Here is an 18,145-nt window from a genome sequence, read left to right as displayed (position 1 = left end):
AAACAAAACTATGATTAATAAGCGTTGCATATTGCATATATGTTCTGGAATGGCCTGGCGTGGAGGTGATTCTCAAATGTTAACGATTGTAGAACTTTTGAGTTCGGAAAACGATCAATCACATATTGTACTATGCCCAGAAAATTCTGAAGTAGAAAAAAGGTGTCGTGAGCGCAATCTTAGATATATAAGCGTACCAAGAGGAAGTAAAATTTCGCTTTCATACGTTCTGAACATTATTAAGGTTTCTAAATCAGAGAAAGTTTTGGCTCTTCACGCACACGACAGTAGTGGCTTAACGATGGCTCTTTTGGCTAAAACGTTTTTGAAGAATAAAAAGCTCATTTATATCAGAAAACGCAATAACAGAATCAGCTCCAATCTATTTAAAAAAATAAAATACAATTCTTCTAATATTACTAACATTCTTTGTGTTTCAAAAGCTGTTGAAAAGGTATTGCAACCTATTATAAAAGATCATTCTAAAATTGAAGTGATTTATGATGGTATCGATGTAGAAAAATACACTCAGGCAACAGATAAGGATTATGTGCGCAAGTTATTAAAGTTAAATCCTGACGCAAAAATCGTAGGAACTTTAGCTGGATTAGTACCTCAAAAAGATATACATACTTTTATAAAAGCTGCTGCATATATTAAGAAAGAATTAAAATCAGAAGTTAAATTCGTAATTGCGGGAGACGGCCCCTTGCTCAAGGAATTAATGGAGTTTGCAGCCTTATTAAAAATGGAGCACGACATTTTCTTTTTGGGTTTTCGTAATGATGGTCCTCAACTTCTTAAGGGATTTGATGTTTTAATGCTTTCCTCAAAGACTGAAGGGTTACCTCTGGTAATTTTAGAGGCATTTGCCACAAGAACTCCAGTCGTTTCTACCGATGCCGGTGGAGTCGATGAAGGAGTAACTAACGAGATAAACGGTTTTATTGTGCCAGTTGAAAATGATCAAGCCCTTGCAAAACGTGCTTTACAAGTACTAAATGATGAAAATCTCGCTAATACTTTTACTCAAAAATCAGAAAAATTAGTTAGGGAAAAATTCACACTCGATGTCATGAAAAGCAACTACAAAAAATTTTATAACAAGCTTTAATTAAATATTAAATACCGCATGTATCCAAGATTCTTTTGAATAGGATTTCAAAATATGCTCGGGAACTATTTTATATTAATTTTTAGAAATTCATTTGAAATTGTAATGTTTTTAGTATCGAGAACAAAGATTTTGAGGATCATAAAAATAATAATCTACAATACTTTTATTGGTGATTATAAGTTTCTTTTTAAGTGCAAGTGCTTCAAAAATGCGAAAAGTCAAACCTTCTTGATTTCCTTTTTGGACATCAAGCAAAATGTCATAATCCTGCATGAGAATATTTACCATTTTGAGGTCAATATCCTTCTTAATAATCTCCAGATACTCTGACTTTACCTCTTTTTTACTTCTTACTATAAATTTATAAGGATAATTATGTTGTTTTAAAAATTTGGCAACTTTTTCAATGGTTTCAAATCGCTCATCATACGAGGATATATAAAAACACCGCTACCTCTACTCGTAATTTCAACTTAATCATAAGGGATAAAGTTGGTTAAAAACTTTAGTTTATATTTTACGACGTCCTCCTTTTCATAGCTATAAACTTCATCAAAATAATCGATTAATTTACCTTTCTTAGGGAATTTTAAAATAGGGTCGAAATAATAAGAAATTAATTTATTTGTTTTATTCCGTAAATGAAGAAGTAATTTTCGCTCCAGTTTATCTGGCCTAATTACAAGAATATAATCTTGGTCCGCTTTACCAGCTAATTTATCAATTAACTGCTCGGTAATGAACTGCTTCTTTAAATTTTTGCCAGTGAACGTTTTTAAAAAAAAATTGTAGACTCTTGAAACGGTAGAAGGGTATTGATATTTAACTTTTTCATAATTAATATAGGTCACTTCCACATCAGGGTACTCGCGCAATTTGTCGACAATGGCATCTATATAATTAAATGTATAGGGAGCCAAAACTGTAATTTTCATGAATAAAATATTAGAATAAGTTACTAAGTTGTTTCAGCTTCAATTCTAGGAAAAAGATATTATTGACCTTACTTTTAGTTTGCTACTTTAGCTAAAGTCGATGTTGTTTTTTACTAAAAAGTATAAGAAACTATATTAGAATTTTTGAATTATTTCAATTTATACACTCCTAAACTACGCTTTAGAATCTTATAGAAATAGTCTCGATGTTGCATAACATTATTCTTAAGGCTTTCAAATTTCCACTTGGATACAGGTACTGTTTCGGTTATTATCTTAGAACGCCAGGGATCCTTTATCTCTACATGTTTTAAAAATTCTTCCGGTTCTACATGACCGTGGCCTGCAAAATCATTTATTTTATTAGCAGCGTGAATTACAGCAACCCATATTGGTACATTACGTACAGCTTGAAGATTTTTTTCCCGTTTCCAATGTGAATGCCGTTCTACACTCCAAACGGTTCTGGGGTTTTTGTTACGCTCTATAATTGTAATAAAAGGATTGAATTGATCTATACGCCTTCCTATTTTTATTTCCGGCTGAACTTGAAGAATAAAGCCGTCTATGAAATCTAGTGCTAAAAATTCCTGATTATCAAAACGCTTTTGTACTTCCTCAACAAAAATTCTACAAAAACAATCATCATTATCCAATCTGGTAGTTATAATAAAATCTTCTTTAATATTGGAAACAACCTCCTGAATACCGGGTAAATAATTACCCATTCCGCTTACAAAAACGGGTTTGAAAAAATTATGCTCTTCTTTTAGCCTATCGATAATCGACCTAAACTCTGCAGTTGTCGTAGTATCAAAAAACACATACCATTCAAAATTCATATTTGTCTGAGCACTCAAAGAACTTAAACAAAAATCTTCAAACAGTTTAAATCGATCTCGATGCCATTCATCCGTAAGAACTTTCACATTTTCTTTATCTGTATCCCATTTAGGATTACGAAGATTAAATCTGGTGATAATCAAATGTTTGAAAGTGCTCATATTAATTAGAATAACTCTTTAATTAAAAATTCTAGACAAATCTAAACTACTTTATCAAAAATCCCAGTAATGGACACATCTTTCAAGTTTAAAGAACAAATAAATTCTATTTCAAAAATGAAACTAGTATGAAGAAGTTTTAAACGATAATATCTACAAAACTGACTGCAAAATTCTATTTCTAGTGTTATTTTTAAACCCTGCTTAATTCGCTTTACAAATTGATATTACTAATGGTAAAAGTGCCATGCCTAGATTTAAAATTTTAAAACCTGGCCTTAAAAAAATCACTGCTTGTTTATGGCAAAGAAACGATACGAACAAAATATTATTGACGAAGTAAATGAGTCAATAGTAATTCTAAAACGCGGTGGACTCCTGCTCTACCCAACAGATACGGTATGGGGAATAGGTTGTGATGCAACAAATGCTGAGGCTGTAAATAAGATTTTTGCTTTGAAAAAAAGAGCAGAAAGTAAATCTTTAATTTGCCTTGTAAGTGATTTTAAAATGCTGAATCAGTATGTAGAAAAGATTCCGGAGATCGCTTACAGTATTTTAAAATATGCAGATCAGCCTACTACTATCGTTTATGACGACCCCATACGTGTAGCCGAAAATCTGATTGCAGAAGACAATACCTTGGGAATACGCGTTGTTGAAGATGGCTTTTGTAAAGCCTTGATTAAAAAATTAGGTAAACCACTGGTTTCTACTTCAGCAAATATAAGTGGTGAAAAAACTCCTATGCGCTTCCCAGAAATAAGCGAGCCAATTTTGGAAGGAGTAGACTATATCGTAAATTTGCAGCGCAAACATAAATCGACCAAATCCTCGACTATAATTAAGTTGAAAAATAACGGCCAGGTCGAGATTTTACGAAAATAACACCTCATGTCAATCCCCAAATATCCGGAAGCACTAAAGCCTAAAATCTTTGATATAATTACTCGGGCTTCTGAAGAGCTAGCATTAGAAAGCTACGTGATAGGTGGTTATGTGCGTGATTATTTATTAAAACGTGGTTCTGCAAAAGATATAGATATTGTTGCAGTAGGAAGTGGTATTGAGCTTGCTAAAAAAGTGGCCTCACTTCTTAAACACAAACCTAAAGTACAGGTATTTAAAACATATGGCACTGCAATGCTTCGTGACGGCGATATTGAAATTGAATTTGTAGGAGCGCGCAAAGAGTCTTATTCTGAAAATAGCCGAAATCCCGTTGTAGAAAACGGTAGTCTGGAAGACGATCAAAACAGACGGGATTTCACAATTAATGCTTTGGCCTTAAGCCTTAACAAGGCTACTCGAGGCAATCTGGTTGATTCTTTTAATGGTATTGTAGATCTTGAACGGAAGATTATAAGAACGCCTTTAAATCCTGATATCACCTATAGCGATGATCCTTTGCGCATGATGCGCGCTATACGGTTTGCTACGCAGTTAGATTTTACAATAGAACGTACTTCTCTAGAAGCAATCACTGCAAACAAAGAGCGTATTGAGATTATCACTAATGAACGCATAGTAGATGAGCTCAATAAAATAATGCTGAGTAAAAAACCTTCTAAAGGATTTCTTTTACTTGAAAAAACCGGATTACTTCCGCTGATATTACCAGAACTTACCGCTCTAAAAGGTATCGAAGAAAAAGAAGGTCAAAAACATAAAGACAATTTTTATCACACGCTTGAGGTGGTTGATAACATTTCAGAAAATACAGATGATGTATGGCTTAGATGGGCTGCACTCTTGCACGATATAGGTAAAGCACCCACTAAGCGTTTTGATAAAAAAATAGGATGGACCTTTCACGGTCACGAGTTTGTAGGTGCTAAAATGGTTTATAAACTTTTCAAAAGGCTAAAAATGCCCCTTAATGAAAAGATGAAACTTGTTCAGAAATTGGTTTTAATGAGTTCGCGTCCTATTGTAATCGCCGAAGATTTTGTGACAGACAGCGCCGTACGCCGTCTTATTTTTGATGCAGGTGAAAATCTCGAAGATTTAATGACGCTGTGTGAGGCAGATATTACCACAAAAAACCCAAAACGTTTTAAACGGTATCACAATAACTTTAAAACTGTACGATCTAAAATTGAAGAGGTAGAAGAACGAGATCACTTACGTAATTTTCAACCACCAGTAAGCGGTGAAGAAATTATGGAAACTTTCTCTTTAAAGCCCTCACGGGAAATCGGTCTTATTAAAGAGGCTATAAAAGAAGCTATTTTAGAAGGAGAAATCCCTAATGATTACCATGCAGCGCACGAATTTATGCTTCAAAAGGGAGCAGAATTGGGCCTGGAAGCTATAAGTAACTAATTCTGAAAAGGTGTATAAAAAATCAATAATAGTATCGCTTATTCTGGTTTATCTTGTGATAATTGCAGGTGCGGTTGTACGTATGACTGGTAGTGGAATGGGATGTCCAGACTGGCCTAAATGTTTTGGATATATTATACCGCCTACAGAACAAAGCCAGTTAGATTGGCACGCAGATCAATCTTATAAAAAAGGGCAGGTTATTATTTATGAAGAAAGCCTGCGTATTGCTAAAGAAGACTTTAATACCGGTTCTGCATTTAATGCAAAAAACTGGAATGGCTACGACAAGCACGATTATGCAATTTTTAATCCCTGGCATACGTGGATTGAATATATTAACCGCCTCTTAGGAGCTCTGGCGGGTCTGGCTTTTCTGGTTATGCTGGGTGCGGCAATTTTTAAAGAACGTAATAGAAAACGCATTCTTTTATCCCTAGGTGCTGTAGTGTTAATAGGTTTTCAGGGATGGATAGGTGCTACAGTGGTTTACTCTGTTCTGTCACCAGTACGCATTACTATACATATGGTTATTGCTCTATTTATAGTTGCCCTACTAATTTATATGCTATATGAGACAAAAAGCAAGACAGTAACTTTTAAATTTGATAATGCTTTTAAAGCGGGTATGCTGGTTGCTTTAATTCTTACACTCATACAAATTATTTTAGGAACTCAGGTTAGACAACATATAGATGACACCATAGATGTTGTAGGCTATGCTGCTAAGTCACTTTGGTTAGAAAAACCGGAGCTCTCTTTTTACATACATCGCTCGTTCTCGATTATCGTATTTCTTTTAAATGCGTGGTTATTTTATCGTAATAGATCATTATTATTAGGACACCGCTCTTTTAAATGGGTGGTAAATTTAATTTTATTAGAAATACTCACAGGAGTTCTAATGTACTATTTAGATTTTCCTTTTTTAACGCAACCGCTACATCTGGTAATAGCTTCTATTTTATTCGGGATTCAATTTTACATACTATTGACATCACTTAAAGAAAAAACAAGCGCCCAGACATCAACTGTTGTCTAAATTGTATCTTTACCCTCACCTTTTTCAAAAGGTATGAGATCACATCTCAAAACAAAATAGTTCACTAATTCAGACTGAAAAAGAGCAAGTTTAAAATCTTGTTCTGTTTTAAATTTATTGTTATGATTTACCGTTTTCGCATCATTCTCGATACCGAAGAAGATATTTTTAGAGATATAGAAATAGAGCAATCTGCTACTTTTGAAGATTTGCACAACAGCATAACTCAAAGTTTTGGGTTTGATGGCACAGAGATGGCTTCCTTTTACGTAAGTGATGATGAGTGGACGCAAGGTGAGGAAATTGCTTTATTTGATATGAGCGATGCCGAAATACCATTGCGTACTATGCAAGATACCTCGCTAGAACAGATGCTTAACGCAGATCAAAGACGTATGATTTACGTCTATGACTTCTTTAACCTATGGACGTTCTTCGTTGAGCTTGCTGAAATTACGGAAGCCGATGAGAGCACCCTATACCCCAATTTAATGTACGTTTTTGGTCAGATTCCGGCAGAAGCTCCAGAAACCGATTTTTCGGGAGAGGAGAAAGATGCAGACGACGATGAGTTTGATGAAGATGATCCCTTTGATGATGATTATGACATCGAAGATTATGAAGGTCTCGACTTTGATGAAAACTGGAATTAAAAATAGACTTCAGATTACAGAAATTAGAATCTAAACATCCTGTTTAAAATTTTACTTTCTTAAATCTAAACACACAAAAATAAATGATCAATTTATATTCTACGCAGATAGAGTCACTTTCTATCCACCGTATTGGTAATAAAAGTCGCGGTGAAGGTGCATTTCTATCTAAAGAGCGTTATGCTTTAAATGATGAGATTACACCGCTTTTAAAAGAATTTTTCTTCAAACCTTTCCGCGAGAAAGAAGAGAACTATTATCAATTTGTGCACGAGTCTGATCTTGAGTTTCACTCCCTTTCAAACTTAATTGCATCGCTTTTTGCTGACCCAGGCAAATCACATGAAATCTCTACTGAGATTGCAAAATTACTCTATGAGCAATCAAGCCATCCGCATATAAAGCCGGGTGAGGTCTACGTTGCGCATTTAGAAAATGTGATGCTAGATAATGAGAAAGTAGATGCTATAGGTATATTTAAGTCTGAATTAAAACAAGACTTTCTACAATTTGAAGAAGCCGAAAGCAATCTTAAAATGCAACTTGAGCAAGGCGTTAGTCTAAGTAAGCTAGACAAGGGCTGCCTTATTTTTAACAAGAATGCAGATAATGGTTATAAAATATTATCTAGCGACTCTAACCGCTACGATACTAAATACTGGTTAGAAAATTTCTTAGGAGTAGATATGCTTGCCGATGAAAATTTCTACACTAAAAAATACCTTAAATTCTGTCAGGATTTTGCAAAAGATGTCGTGCTTCCCGCAGAAGATAAAAAGGAAGAAGTAATGTTTATGAATCGTGCCGTAAATCACTTTGCTAAAAACGACGAATTTGTAGAACAGAATTTCATGAACGAAGTAATGGAAAATCCTGCACTCATCCCCGAGTTTAACAATTATAAATTAGAGAAAGCTCCTAAATATAAAATAGAAGATCTTACGTCATTTCCTATCGCAAATACAGCGGTTACAGCTGCTCGTAAAAAGATTAAAAGCGTTATTGAATTAGACACACACATACAGATAAAGCTAGACTTTATAAATCCTGAAAGTGCAGAGAAATTTGTAGAAAAAGGTTGGGATGAAGAACGGCAGATGTATTATTATCTGGTGTATTTTAATAAAGAGCAGAAGTCGTAATTCAAATCTATTAAAAATTAAAAACCCGAATCTAATTAAGATTCGGGTTTTGTGTTTTTTAGACTTTATGCAAGTTCCTTAACCTGTTCCTGATAAGTTTTAATACGGTCACGCAGTTTTGCCGCTTCCATAAAGTCGAGCTCTTTTGCAGCAGATTCCATTTGTTTACGAGTGTCTCGTATCAGCTGCTCAAGTTTCGGCTTACTCATATAAGCAGTTTCCGGCTCTGCCGCCATATTTAATAATTCCTGAGCCTCTTGTTTAAATTTATCAGTTTTTGCTAGTGCACTATCCAAAGATTTTTTGATAGCTACAGGCTTTAAACCATGTTCCTCATTAAAGTTAATTTGTTTCTGGCGTCTGTAATTAGAATCATCTATAGTTTCCTGCATACTGCGTGTGATCTTATCTGCATACATAATGGCAAGACCATTAATATTACGCGCAGCTCTACCTATGGTTTGCGTTAACGAGCGATTACTTCTCAAAAATCCTTCTTTATCTGCATCCAGAATAGCTACTAAAGAAACTTCAGGTAAATCAAGACCTTCTCGTAAAAGATTTACCCCTACCAAAACATCAAAAATACCTTTACGCAAATCAGACATTATCTCCACGCGCTCTAACGTATCGACATCTGAGTGAATATAACGTGTTCTAATATTTACACGCGTAAGATATTTGGTCAATTCTTCAGCCATACGCTTAGTAAGTGTTGTTACCAGCGTACGCTCATCTTTATCAATACGCTTATTTATTTCTTCAATTAAATCATCAATCTGATTTAAACTTGGGCGTACCTCAACCACCGGATCTAATAATCCTGTAGGTCGTATAATTTGCTCAACATAGGTTCCTTCAGACTTTTGTAATTCATAATCTGCAGGTGTCGCACTTACATAAATTACCTGATTCTGCAATTGCTCAAATTCTTCAAACTTTAACGGGCGGTTATCCATCGCTGCCGGTAGTCTAAAGCCATACTCCACGAGATTTTCTTTACGACTGCGGTCACCACCATACATAGCACTTACCTGTGACACGGTTACGTGACTCTCATCAACCACCATTAAATAATCATCTGGAAAGTAATCTAACAAACAGAACGGTCGCGTGCCGGGTTCCCTCCCATCAAGGTATCTCGAGTAGTTCTCTATACCGCTACAGTAACCTAGTTCTCGTATCATTTCCAAATCAAAATTTGTACGTTCTTCAAGACGCTTTGCTTCCAGATGTTTTCCTATCTCCTTAAAATAATCAACCTGCTTTACCATATCAGATCCTATTTGATCAATGGCGCCCTGCAAGCGGTCAGGACTGGTCACAAACATATTTGCAGGATAAATATTAAGACGGTCGTATTTTTCTAATATCTCATTAGTAGTCACATCAAACGCTTCAATCTCTTCTATCTCATCCCCAAAAAAATGCACTCTAAAGGCGTGATCGTCGTACCCCGGAAATATATCTACGGTATCTCCTTTAATACGGAAATTTCCGCGGTTGAAATCACCAGTAGTACGACTGTACAAACTTTGAACTAATCGCTTGAGCAATTGCGTTCTGGAGATTACCATATCTTTTTCGATACTAATAACGTTTTTCTGAAATTCAACAGGATTACCTATACCATATAAACAAGAAACAGAAGCTACTACGATGATATCGCGTCTTCCAGATAATAAAGAAGAAGTTGTACTTAAACGTAATTTTTCAATTTCCTCATTAATGGAGAGGTCTTTTTCTATGTAGGTACCAGAGGTAGGAATATAAGCTTCCGGTTGATAATAATCATAATAAGAAACAAAATACTCTACCGCATTTTCAGGAAAAAAAGCTTTGAACTCACTGTATAGCTGTGCTGCAAGTGTTTTATTATGTGCAAGTACGAGTGTAGGTTTTTGAACTTCCTGCACCACATTTGCCACTGTAAATGTTTTACCACTACCGGTAACCCCTAATAATGTCTGATACTGTTCACCGGTATCAAGACCATTAACTAATTGTTTTATAGCACTAGGTTGATCACCAGCAGGTTTAAATTCTGAATGTATATTGAATTTCAAAGTATAGCAATTTTTCGCATTTTCTGCGAGTTAAAATGGACGCCACATACAACCAAGAAAGCTTAACACTTTTTAAATTAAGGTTAGCCTCCTACCCTTTTATGGACGAGTTGCAAAATTAAACTATTTGAGATTCAGCTAAAAGGATGTAAATCTTAGGAGAAACTTAAAGTTTTGTCCAGAATAGATTAGCGTTTTAAGGTAAAATGCGATTTAAACACTCTGCCATCTTCTAAAAGAACATCAAACCAGTAATCGTCTGCAGGTGAGTTGACGCCTCTAAACGTACCATCCCAACCTTCTCCTAGCGGGTTGATTTCTTTTAATAGCTTACCGTACCGGTTAAAAACTCTAATTACTGTACCGGGCTGAACAAATTCACTAATACCCTTAACCTGCCACGTATCGTGATATCCATCACCATTAGGAGTAAAGTACTTCATAAATCCTATAATACTAAACTCCTGCTCAACAATACCACAACCTTCTTTAGATCGTACATAAACGGTATGAAATCCGGGTAATAATCCTGTAAAAGTCGAACTGTCCTGATAAGGCCCTATAGCATCATCTAGGGTAAATTCATAGTCACCATCCCCAGAGATTGTGACAACTGCTGTATTATTTTCACTAGCATCAGTTACTTCAATATTTTCAATAACTGCTAATTCCTTTTCTTCGATGGTAAAGGTTTCCTCTCTAAAACAACCCGTTAAAACATCTGTAACCCGCAAAGTATGCTCGCCCGGTAAATTAGTTTGTAATTCTGGTGTGGTTTGCCCTTCTGGCAACCACTGATACGTATAGGTTCTTGAAGTATCAAGATTTGAATAATCTGGCATATAAGTCTCTAATTCCGGAAAAACCGAGGCACAGTAAAATGCCTCTTCAGGAAGCGTAAAATCTGGTCTGGGGTTTATCAGCAATTCAAGTCTACTTATTGCAAAACAAGCATTATTGTTTTCAACACGAGCGAAAATAATTTGATTATAGGCTGTACTATTTGTGTATGCTACAGGTAAAAGTTCATTTGCATCTTCTAGCAGCGCTCCGCGTTCTGTTAAATAATAATTTATATCAGGAGTACCCGTACTGGATCCAGACACTTGAGAATCTGCGTCTCGCAGATTGAATGTAACAAAACCGGTATCATCAATATCGCACTCCTCTAAAAGCCCTGTTGTTGCTGCCGTACTGCTCACAACTAGATTTAAGGGCGCAGCTACAGCACATCCTGCGGGATTAACTATACGCGCATACAAAGTTTCAGAAGGTCTTCTGTTTTCGTATCCTATCGGTTCTATGGGGTCAATATCCAGTAATGCCTGATTTAAACTAGGGTGATACGTCACGCTCAAGTTAGGATCTGCGAAAGTAAAATCTGAATTTGCTTCATTAAGGTTAAAAATGCTTAAGCCATCAGCCGTTGCAGAATCTTCGCATTGAACCAACCTTGCCCCTGCAGAAGCCTGTGGAAATGCATAATACGTTACCTCTGCATATCCTATTTTCTCACAACTACCGTCATTAGGGTCTAATCTAAATTCGTAATTTTCAGTATACGGTAATGTAACACCGGCTGGTTGTCTAATATTTAACTCAAAAGTTGTCGCTCCGGTTATAAGATTATCATTTAAATACCAGCTGTATGTAGCACCGGAAACTGCTTCATATTTTAACGTATAGGTATCGCCATCACAAAGTGCTAATTGTTTAGAATCTGTGCTATTTTGAATGATATCTAACTCATTAAACAACGATTGATTAAAAGGCGGTAAGCCTTGAAAACTTATTCCGCTTCCTAAATTAATCGCGCGATCTCTATAATTTGCAGCGACACCGGCTGCATTAGGATTATCTATAACTCCTAAATACGGTAAACCTACTGCATAAGCTAAACTCAAAGCACGGTAAATCTTACCATCGGGAGCTAATTGAAGGCTGCCGCGATAATATCCTTGTTGATCTAATAAGACCTGACTGGCATTTATGTCTGCAGCTTCTGTATCATATTGAATTAGCGATGAGAAATGATTACCTACCTCAGGTTCATCTGAACTATTAGAACTATGAACGTAGAGATATTTATTATTAGGCGAAAATTCAACGCCATATGATGCCCCATTAGGACCTGCAATTGATAATCTCTGAACATTACTCGCCAGACCGGTTGCGGAGTCAAAATCTGTAAGATATAAACCCGAAAACATATTAGCTATTGCAAGTTGCTTTCCGTCAGGAGAAAATTTCATATTTCCTCTACGATCTTCTACATCCAAAGAAAGACTAGATTTTACAGGAGTTAATTGAATGCCAGAATCATTCAATTCATATGCATATAGTGTATTTATAAAATTTTCATTTCCGCTTGATGAAGAGAACGCAACCATCCACACACTATTAGTTACGCAACTTTTAATAACAGCACTTAATTTTTCTGAAGCAAAATTTAAAAGTTTTCTGTTTTTTACGGTGACTTCTCCCTGTGGATTTGAGTTAAAATTGACAATACTATAATTCAAACCTTGATCATCATCTGACTCGCGCAAACGGGTATCTATAGTAAAAATGTAATAAATACCAGGTGTGTTAGGTTGTGGTATTATAATAGCAGATTGTGTACTTGAAGCATTGCCAAACAAACCGTTTCCGTTCACCATCACCGTATGGTTAGCAGTGTAAACCGTCTGACCATCCGTATAAAATAGTAAACTGCCATTATCATCTGAGATGGTCGCACAGCCTTCTAAAGTATCTAATAGACCATCTGTTAGAACCTGTGGAGTAGAGTTATTAAAACTAAGACCTGCTCCTTTTCCAAAATACCAGTTATTTGCCTGACTCTGGGCTTTTAATTGTACAACAGAGAGAATAAAGAAAATGTATAGAACATTTTGTTTTAGCGTATTTTTTTTCAACTGCACTTATTTTTGTACAATTTAACCCATTAACATCATAAATAAAAAAACTATCGTCAACAGTATTTTTACTGGGATAAAAGGAGCAATTGCTATAAATCGCGCTTTTTAAGCAATGCGTAAGCGCCATAAATAAAAATAAAAATCCATGCCGAAACAATTACAATCTCGTACCAATGTACCGCGTAATCTATACTTATATCTGCTTGTAATTGTGTAGCTGCTGCTTCAATAAAATTGAGGCGTTGAAAAGGAAGATTTATTAAATTTTTCATCGCTTCAAGCGGAAAAAACTGTACAATTCCATCTGCTAACTCTGCACTGGTTTTCCATCTCAAAATACCATAAATGATATTTTCAAAAATCCACCAGACAAACAAGAAGCCTAGAGCAAATGCAGAACGCTTTACTAAAACGCCCAGAAATAAACAAAAAGAGAAGAAACCTACAAGCTTTAAAAAATAAGCGAGCAGAAATTCCATCTCGCGGGTAACTATACTAAACTCAGTATAATCTGAAAATGAATACCCTAGAATAAGCGTCATTACAAATATGAATAACGTCGAAAGCAACGCAAAAGCAACAACGGTATAGAATTTAGAAAGCATAAATTCTTTCTTACTCAACCCATCAATTAAGTTTTGCTTTAACGTTCTGTTACTATATTCATTAGAAATCATGGAGACAATTACAATCGCCAAAAAGAATTTTAATGTAGCAGCAACCCATGTATTAAAATGCCAAATAAACGGAAAATTAAAAATACCCTGATCTGCAATACGTATTTGAAAATCGCCCAGATTAAACTCTATAGAGGCGATAAGCGCAATGAATGAAAGGATTACGAAATAGGCGATACTCAAAATTTTTGAGGATCTACTGTGTTTTAATTTGTAAAATTCTATGGTAAGTAATCGTAGCATGTAGGTGCTTAGTTTAGTTTGGCTGTAAGTTGTAAAAATTGTTCTTCAAGGCTTTCTTTACGCATAACCAGATGAGAAAGAACAATATTCTTCTCAAATAAATAGCTGTTTAAAGCTTCCGCAGAAAGTGGGTTTTTGAGAAATGCAGTTATTAAACCATTCTCTTCTTTAAGAGATGCAAAATCAGGATGTGTTTCTAAGGCTAAGATAAGATCTTGTTGTTGCTCACAGCGCAATTCAAAAAAGCCATGACTTGCATTTAGTTCATTTACAGGACCAGCGTATAATTTAATTCCGTTTCTAATTATGACCACATGTGAACATACTTTTTCAACCTCATCGAGTAAATGGGATGCAAGAAGAATGGTGGTTCCCCCAGAAGCGATATTCTTTATTATCTCCCGTATTTGATGAATTCCCTGCGGGTCAAGACCATTTGTTGGTTCATCTAGAATTAAAATTTCAGGATCATTTAATAAAGCTGAAGCAATTGCGAGTCGCTGTTTCATCCCTAAAGAAAACGTGCTAAACTTGCTATCCTTACGATCTAAAAGGTGTACGATTTCTAATTTCTCATCAATTTTTTTAGGGTCTACATTTTTAATGGTGCACACTAATTTGAGATTTTGTGCAGCCGTCATATAGGGGTAAAAGTTAGGTCGCTCGATAATTGCTCCTACTTTTTTTAAGGCATTATGCGTAGTGTCGCTACCATCAAACCACTTAAAATCACCAGAAGTTGCGTTTACAACATTAAGTACCATACCCAGCGTGGTAGATTTACCACTACCGTTAGGTCCTAAAATTCCGTAAACATTTCCTTTTTCAATAGTAAAACTCAGATCGTTTACAGCTTTAACTCTACCGTAATGCTTCGTGAGGTTTTTAAGTGTAAGAATTGTTTCCAAAAGCGTAATTTTAAGATTAGCGTACTTTAACAAGACGAGCACATGCCTGTTTTGTTACAGCACTTATTTACCTTTGTACAAATCCCTTTTGACTATGGAAGACAAATTAATGTCACGTAAAAAACCTACTTACCCTATTAATGATACTCTCAAAGAGTATTTGACTAAGTATAATAGGGAAATTAAAATACCTGTATTTTACGAAGATCTTCTGCGGTTTTCTGGCGGAATAAATATTTATGACAAGAATGACAATGACACCTTATGGATAAGTGTTTATTATTCTGAATTTGAGCGCGAGGAACTTGAAGAAAGTTTAAAACGGGTGTATACCATCCTACACTCAGATGGTAGCGAAAGCATGTTACCTTTCTTAAAAGTTGCTGCGATTGACTATTGCACGTTTGGAAACTCAAAACCCTTCCGTATCAAAATAAATAATATCTATAATGATAACTATACCTACTTCTATGTTAAAAAGGCAGACGCCAGTAGAGTTTATGGTCTAGACCTAGAACATATTTTATCTCCTAACCGTATTAACTTTCTGGTTTATAAAGACACGTTGATTGAAGAGCATATAGTAGGAATTCCCGGTGATGTTTTTATTTCTGAATATTTAGACAAATGTGATGATGTGGGCAAAGCCCAACTTGCAAAAGAATTTGTAAAATTTAACGAGCGTTGCATGATACTACTTTTGGGTGATATGCGCTCGTATAATTATGTGGTTATTCCTACTCATGATTTTGATCATATTAAATATAAAATACGTGCTATAGATTTTGACCAGCAGTGTTTTGAAGGAAATTATAAAGTATACAAACCTCATATTTTTAAAGAAAACTTTAAAATGGTTGATCTCGTATCTAACCGTCTGCGTGATAAATCTATAGAGCAATACCGTGAGGAAGAGCGCGCAGTATTGGCTAAACGTATTATAACATCAAAAAACAGATTGCGTAGACTTCTTAAATGTATGAGTCAGGATACCATCTCTACCGAAGAAAACTTACACAACCTTCGTGGTCAATTGTACGAGTACACTATGGATATGAAATTTAAACGAGCCCAATCTATGGGGCAAATTGTAAAAACAGCTCTTGCCTTTGTAAAACGTAATTATGAAGATGTGAGTATGAAGCGAATTATGCAAGCACGATATTAAATAAAAAAACCGGTCAAACGACCGGTTTTTTTATGCTTAAGCATTACACTTTAATAAACGATAGGTTTAAAGTGTTCTTTATTAGTGCTGTGTTTAGAAAAATTAGCTGCGGTTTCTATAAGCGCTAAATGAGAGTAAGCCTGCGGAAAATTCCCGAGTAAACGCTTTGTTTTAAAATCTATATCTTCACTAAAGAGTCCTAGATGATTGCTATACGAGAGTAGCTGATCAAAATAACGAATTGCTTTTTCCTCTTCTCCTATTTTATACAGACTATCAATTAGCCAAAACGTACAAATGGTAAAAGAACTGTTAGGCTCGCCAAAATCATCATTATTTTTATAACGATACATCAAACCGTCTTTACACAACTCCCGCTCTGTAGCTTCTACAGTAGAGATATAACGCGGGTCTTTAGCGTCTAGAAAGCCATATTGCTCCATAAGCAATGTAGATGCATCTAAATCTTCAGAACCGTAGGATTGAGTATAGGCTTGTTTTTTTTCACTCCACGCATTAGCACAAATATCATCGTGTATTTCTTTACGTAGATCTTCCCATTCTCCTAGATTTCCGCGTTCTAAAACACAAGCTATTTTAATGGCCCGGTCTATTGCTACCCAGCAAAGAAGTTTTGAGAAAGTAAAATGACGATCTTCAGTACGCAACTCCCAGATTCCTTTATCTGCTTCTTTCCAGTGTTGTTTTACAATTTTTACAATACCCAGAATAATCATCCACAATTCTTCACTATTGTCTAGTGTAGTCTCAAACTGAACGAATTGCTGATAGATCACCTCCATCAAAATTCCGTAAATATCATTTTGTTTTTGAACATAAGCGGCATTACCTATACGCACCGGAGCAGAATCTTTATATCCAGAAAGATGATCTAAGGTTTCTTCGGTAAGTGTTTTTTCACCATTAATACCATACATAATCTGCATTTTCTCATCTTTGTCTGGCAGTGTATCTATGATAAATTGTAAAAATTTACGAGCAGATTTTGTGTGCCCAAGACTAGAAATTACTCGTATTACCATTGAGGCGTCCCGCACCCAGCAAAACCTATAATCCCAGTTGCGTACCTCCCCTATGGTTTCGGGTAAAGAGGTAGTAGCCGCTGCAAGTACAGCCCCAGACTTTTCAAACGTAAGTGCTTTTAAGGTGAGCGCACTTCGCATTATTTCTTTCTGATACAAACTGTATTTTGTGGTTTTGTCAGACCAGTTCATCCAGTACACTTTTGTACGCTGAAATTTTAAATAGGCCCTATCTAACGACTGTTCCATCAATTTCTCGTGATAAGACATCAAAACAAAAGCGTTGCTTTCTAATGAAATCTTAGCTCCTTCTAATATAGAACTGTGATCTATATCTGTATATAAGTACAGTGAGTCATACTTTCCTTCCTCGGTATAACTCTCTATATAATTTGTTTTATCAACTGTTATAGTCTTATTCTTAGCATACTCTAATTTGGGATCGTACTTACAAATAAATGAAGGCTTACCTTTAACTAATCTAATAAAACGTATTATATCTGGCGGAGCATAAAATTTACCGTCTGGTTTTTCATAACGCGGCATAAAATCAAAAACTTCAAAGGCATCCTCACCATTGTCGTACATAGTACGCAAGATGTTAGTATCCCACATGTATTTTTGGGTAATTGTATAATCATCATTTACATCAAAACTTTGAAATCCGCCTTTCTGCTCATCAAGTAATTTTGCAAAAACTGAAGGAGAATCAAAAATGGGTAAACAACACCAGTCTATTGATCCTTTATCAGATATCAAAGCTGCACTTCTACAATTTCCTATTATTCCATAATTTAAATTATCCATAAATATTTAAAGTTCTAAAGTTCTATTAAACGGGTAGCTTAAAAGCTATTGTTTTCCGAAATTTAAGCATTAACAAAAAAATTAATCCGCTATC

15 protein-coding genes are annotated in these 18,145 nt (G+C 35.4%); 7 read left to right on the top strand and 8 right to left on the bottom strand.

Annotation, left to right across the window (positions count from 1 at the left end; all coding sequences use genetic code 11):
• Nucleotides 1–10: 10 nt before the first annotated feature.
• Complete coding sequence (locus tag ACIGAM_RS04040) at nucleotides 11–1,114, top strand: glycosyltransferase family 4 protein (RefSeq protein WP_396510185.1); 1,104 nt, start codon at nucleotides 11–13, stop codon at nucleotides 1,112–1,114.
• A 111-nt stretch (nucleotides 1,115–1,225) separates the two neighbouring features.
• Here ACIGAM_RS04040 and ACIGAM_RS04035 read toward each other — a convergent pair whose 3' ends face one another.
• The 3 genes from ACIGAM_RS04035 to ACIGAM_RS04025 form a co-directional block, all read right to left on the bottom strand.
• Complete coding sequence (locus ACIGAM_RS04035; RefSeq protein WP_396510184.1) at nucleotides 1,226–1,405, bottom strand: hypothetical protein; 180 nt, start codon at nucleotides 1,403–1,405, stop codon at nucleotides 1,226–1,228.
• Between the two features lie 185 nt (nucleotides 1,406–1,590).
• Nucleotides 1,591–2,052 (bottom strand): hypothetical protein, encoded by a 462-nt coding sequence (locus tag ACIGAM_RS04030; protein WP_396510183.1) that lies wholly within the window; start codon nucleotides 2,050–2,052, stop codon nucleotides 1,591–1,593.
• A gap of 149 nt (nucleotides 2,053–2,201) precedes the next feature.
• Complete coding sequence (locus ACIGAM_RS04025; RefSeq protein ID WP_396510182.1) at nucleotides 2,202–3,056, bottom strand: glycosyltransferase; 855 nt, start codon at nucleotides 3,054–3,056, stop codon at nucleotides 2,202–2,204.
• 300 nt (nucleotides 3,057–3,356) lie between these two features.
• Between ACIGAM_RS04025 and ACIGAM_RS04020 the strand changes: the two genes are divergently transcribed.
• From ACIGAM_RS04020 to ACIGAM_RS04000, 5 genes are all read left to right on the top strand, one after another.
• Nucleotides 3,357–3,944, top strand: a complete 588-nt coding sequence (locus tag ACIGAM_RS04020; protein ID WP_396510181.1) for an L-threonylcarbamoyladenylate synthase — start codon at nucleotides 3,357–3,359, stop codon at nucleotides 3,942–3,944.
• A gap of 6 nt (nucleotides 3,945–3,950) precedes the next feature.
• Nucleotides 3,951–5,381 carry a CCA tRNA nucleotidyltransferase gene (locus ACIGAM_RS04015; RefSeq protein WP_396510180.1) on the top strand — a complete coding sequence of 477 codons (1,431 nt, stop codon included), beginning with the start codon at nucleotides 3,951–3,953 and terminating at the stop codon, nucleotides 5,379–5,381.
• 10 nt (nucleotides 5,382–5,391) lie between these two features.
• A complete protein-coding gene (locus ACIGAM_RS04010) occupies nucleotides 5,392–6,423 on the top strand; it encodes a heme A synthase (protein ID WP_396510179.1) in 1,032 nt (343 codons plus the stop codon).
• A 122-nt stretch (nucleotides 6,424–6,545) separates the two neighbouring features.
• Nucleotides 6,546–7,076 (top strand): hypothetical protein, encoded by a 531-nt coding sequence (locus ACIGAM_RS04005; RefSeq protein WP_396510178.1) that lies wholly within the window; start codon nucleotides 6,546–6,548, stop codon nucleotides 7,074–7,076.
• A gap of 83 nt (nucleotides 7,077–7,159) precedes the next feature.
• Nucleotides 7,160–8,218, top strand: coding sequence for a nucleoid-associated protein (locus tag ACIGAM_RS04000; protein WP_396510177.1), 1,059 nt, complete (start codon nucleotides 7,160–7,162; stop codon nucleotides 8,216–8,218).
• 65 nt (nucleotides 8,219–8,283) lie between these two features.
• Here the strand turns inward: ACIGAM_RS04000 and uvrB are convergent, their stop codons facing one another.
• The 4 genes from uvrB to ACIGAM_RS03980 form a co-directional block, all read right to left on the bottom strand.
• Nucleotides 8,284–10,284, bottom strand: coding sequence for an excinuclease ABC subunit UvrB (gene uvrB / locus ACIGAM_RS03995; RefSeq protein ID WP_396510176.1), 2,001 nt, complete (start codon nucleotides 10,282–10,284; stop codon nucleotides 8,284–8,286).
• Between the two features lie 188 nt (nucleotides 10,285–10,472).
• Nucleotides 10,473–13,202 (bottom strand): T9SS type B sorting domain-containing protein, encoded by a 2,730-nt coding sequence (locus ACIGAM_RS03990; protein WP_396510175.1) that lies wholly within the window; start codon nucleotides 13,200–13,202, stop codon nucleotides 10,473–10,475.
• Between the two features lie 92 nt (nucleotides 13,203–13,294).
• Nucleotides 13,295–14,125, bottom strand: coding sequence for an ABC transporter permease (locus ACIGAM_RS03985; protein ID WP_396510174.1), 831 nt, complete (start codon nucleotides 14,123–14,125; stop codon nucleotides 13,295–13,297).
• Nucleotides 14,126–14,133: 8 nt separating this feature from the next.
• The gene (locus tag ACIGAM_RS03980; RefSeq protein WP_396510173.1) at nucleotides 14,134–15,033 is read right to left on the bottom strand and encodes an ABC transporter ATP-binding protein; all 900 of its coding nucleotides are present in this window, start codon (nucleotides 15,031–15,033) and stop codon (nucleotides 14,134–14,136) included.
• Between the two features lie 94 nt (nucleotides 15,034–15,127).
• On the opposite strand from ACIGAM_RS03980, the gene ACIGAM_RS03975 reads away from it, so the two are divergent.
• Complete coding sequence (locus ACIGAM_RS03975) at nucleotides 15,128–16,201, top strand: hypothetical protein (RefSeq protein WP_028375843.1); 1,074 nt, start codon at nucleotides 15,128–15,130, stop codon at nucleotides 16,199–16,201.
• 50 nt (nucleotides 16,202–16,251) lie between these two features.
• On the opposite strand, the gene ACIGAM_RS03970 is transcribed toward ACIGAM_RS03975, so the two are convergent.
• Nucleotides 16,252–18,051, bottom strand: a complete 1,800-nt coding sequence (locus ACIGAM_RS03970) for a glycoside hydrolase family 15 protein (RefSeq protein WP_396510172.1) — start codon at nucleotides 18,049–18,051, stop codon at nucleotides 16,252–16,254.
• Nucleotides 18,052–18,145 lie beyond the last annotated feature (94 nt).

Source organism: Leeuwenhoekiella sp. NPDC079379 (assembly GCF_044542075.1).
Taxonomy (GTDB): Bacteria; Bacteroidota; Bacteroidia; order Flavobacteriales; family Flavobacteriaceae; genus Leeuwenhoekiella.
Note: the sequence above shows the minus strand (reverse complement) of the source record. Positions and strands in the feature narration are given on the sequence as shown.

What these genes read in the sequence shown, in the direction of transcription:
- ACIGAM_RS04040 (WP_396510185.1), top strand. Translation starts at nt 11, where the DNA reads ATGATTAATAAGCGTTGCATATTGCATATATGTTCTGGAATGGCCTGG.
- ACIGAM_RS04030 (WP_396510183.1), bottom strand. Translation starts at nt 2,052, where the DNA reads ATGAAAATTACAGTTTTGGCTCCCTATACATTTAATTATATAGATGCC.
- ACIGAM_RS04020 (WP_396510181.1), top strand. Translation starts at nt 3,357, where the DNA reads ATGGCAAAGAAACGATACGAACAAAATATTATTGACGAAGTAAATGAG.
- ACIGAM_RS04000 (WP_396510177.1), top strand. Translation starts at nt 7,160, where the DNA reads ATGATCAATTTATATTCTACGCAGATAGAGTCACTTTCTATCCACCGT.
- ACIGAM_RS04035 (WP_396510184.1), bottom strand. Translation starts at nt 1,405, where the DNA reads ATGGTAAATATTCTCATGCAGGATTATGACATTTTGCTTGATGTCCAA.
- ACIGAM_RS04005 (WP_396510178.1), top strand. Translation starts at nt 6,546, where the DNA reads ATGATTTACCGTTTTCGCATCATTCTCGATACCGAAGAAGATATTTTT.
- ACIGAM_RS04015 (WP_396510180.1), top strand. Translation starts at nt 3,951, where the DNA reads ATGTCAATCCCCAAATATCCGGAAGCACTAAAGCCTAAAATCTTTGAT.
- ACIGAM_RS03970 (WP_396510172.1), bottom strand. Translation starts at nt 18,051, where the DNA reads ATGGATAATTTAAATTATGGAATAATAGGAAATTGTAGAAGTGCAGCT.
- ACIGAM_RS04025 (WP_396510182.1), bottom strand. Translation starts at nt 3,056, where the DNA reads ATGAGCACTTTCAAACATTTGATTATCACCAGATTTAATCTTCGTAAT.
- ACIGAM_RS03975 (WP_028375843.1), top strand. Translation starts at nt 15,128, where the DNA reads ATGGAAGACAAATTAATGTCACGTAAAAAACCTACTTACCCTATTAAT.
- ACIGAM_RS03985 (WP_396510174.1), bottom strand. Translation starts at nt 14,125, where the DNA reads ATGCTACGATTACTTACCATAGAATTTTACAAATTAAAACACAGTAGA.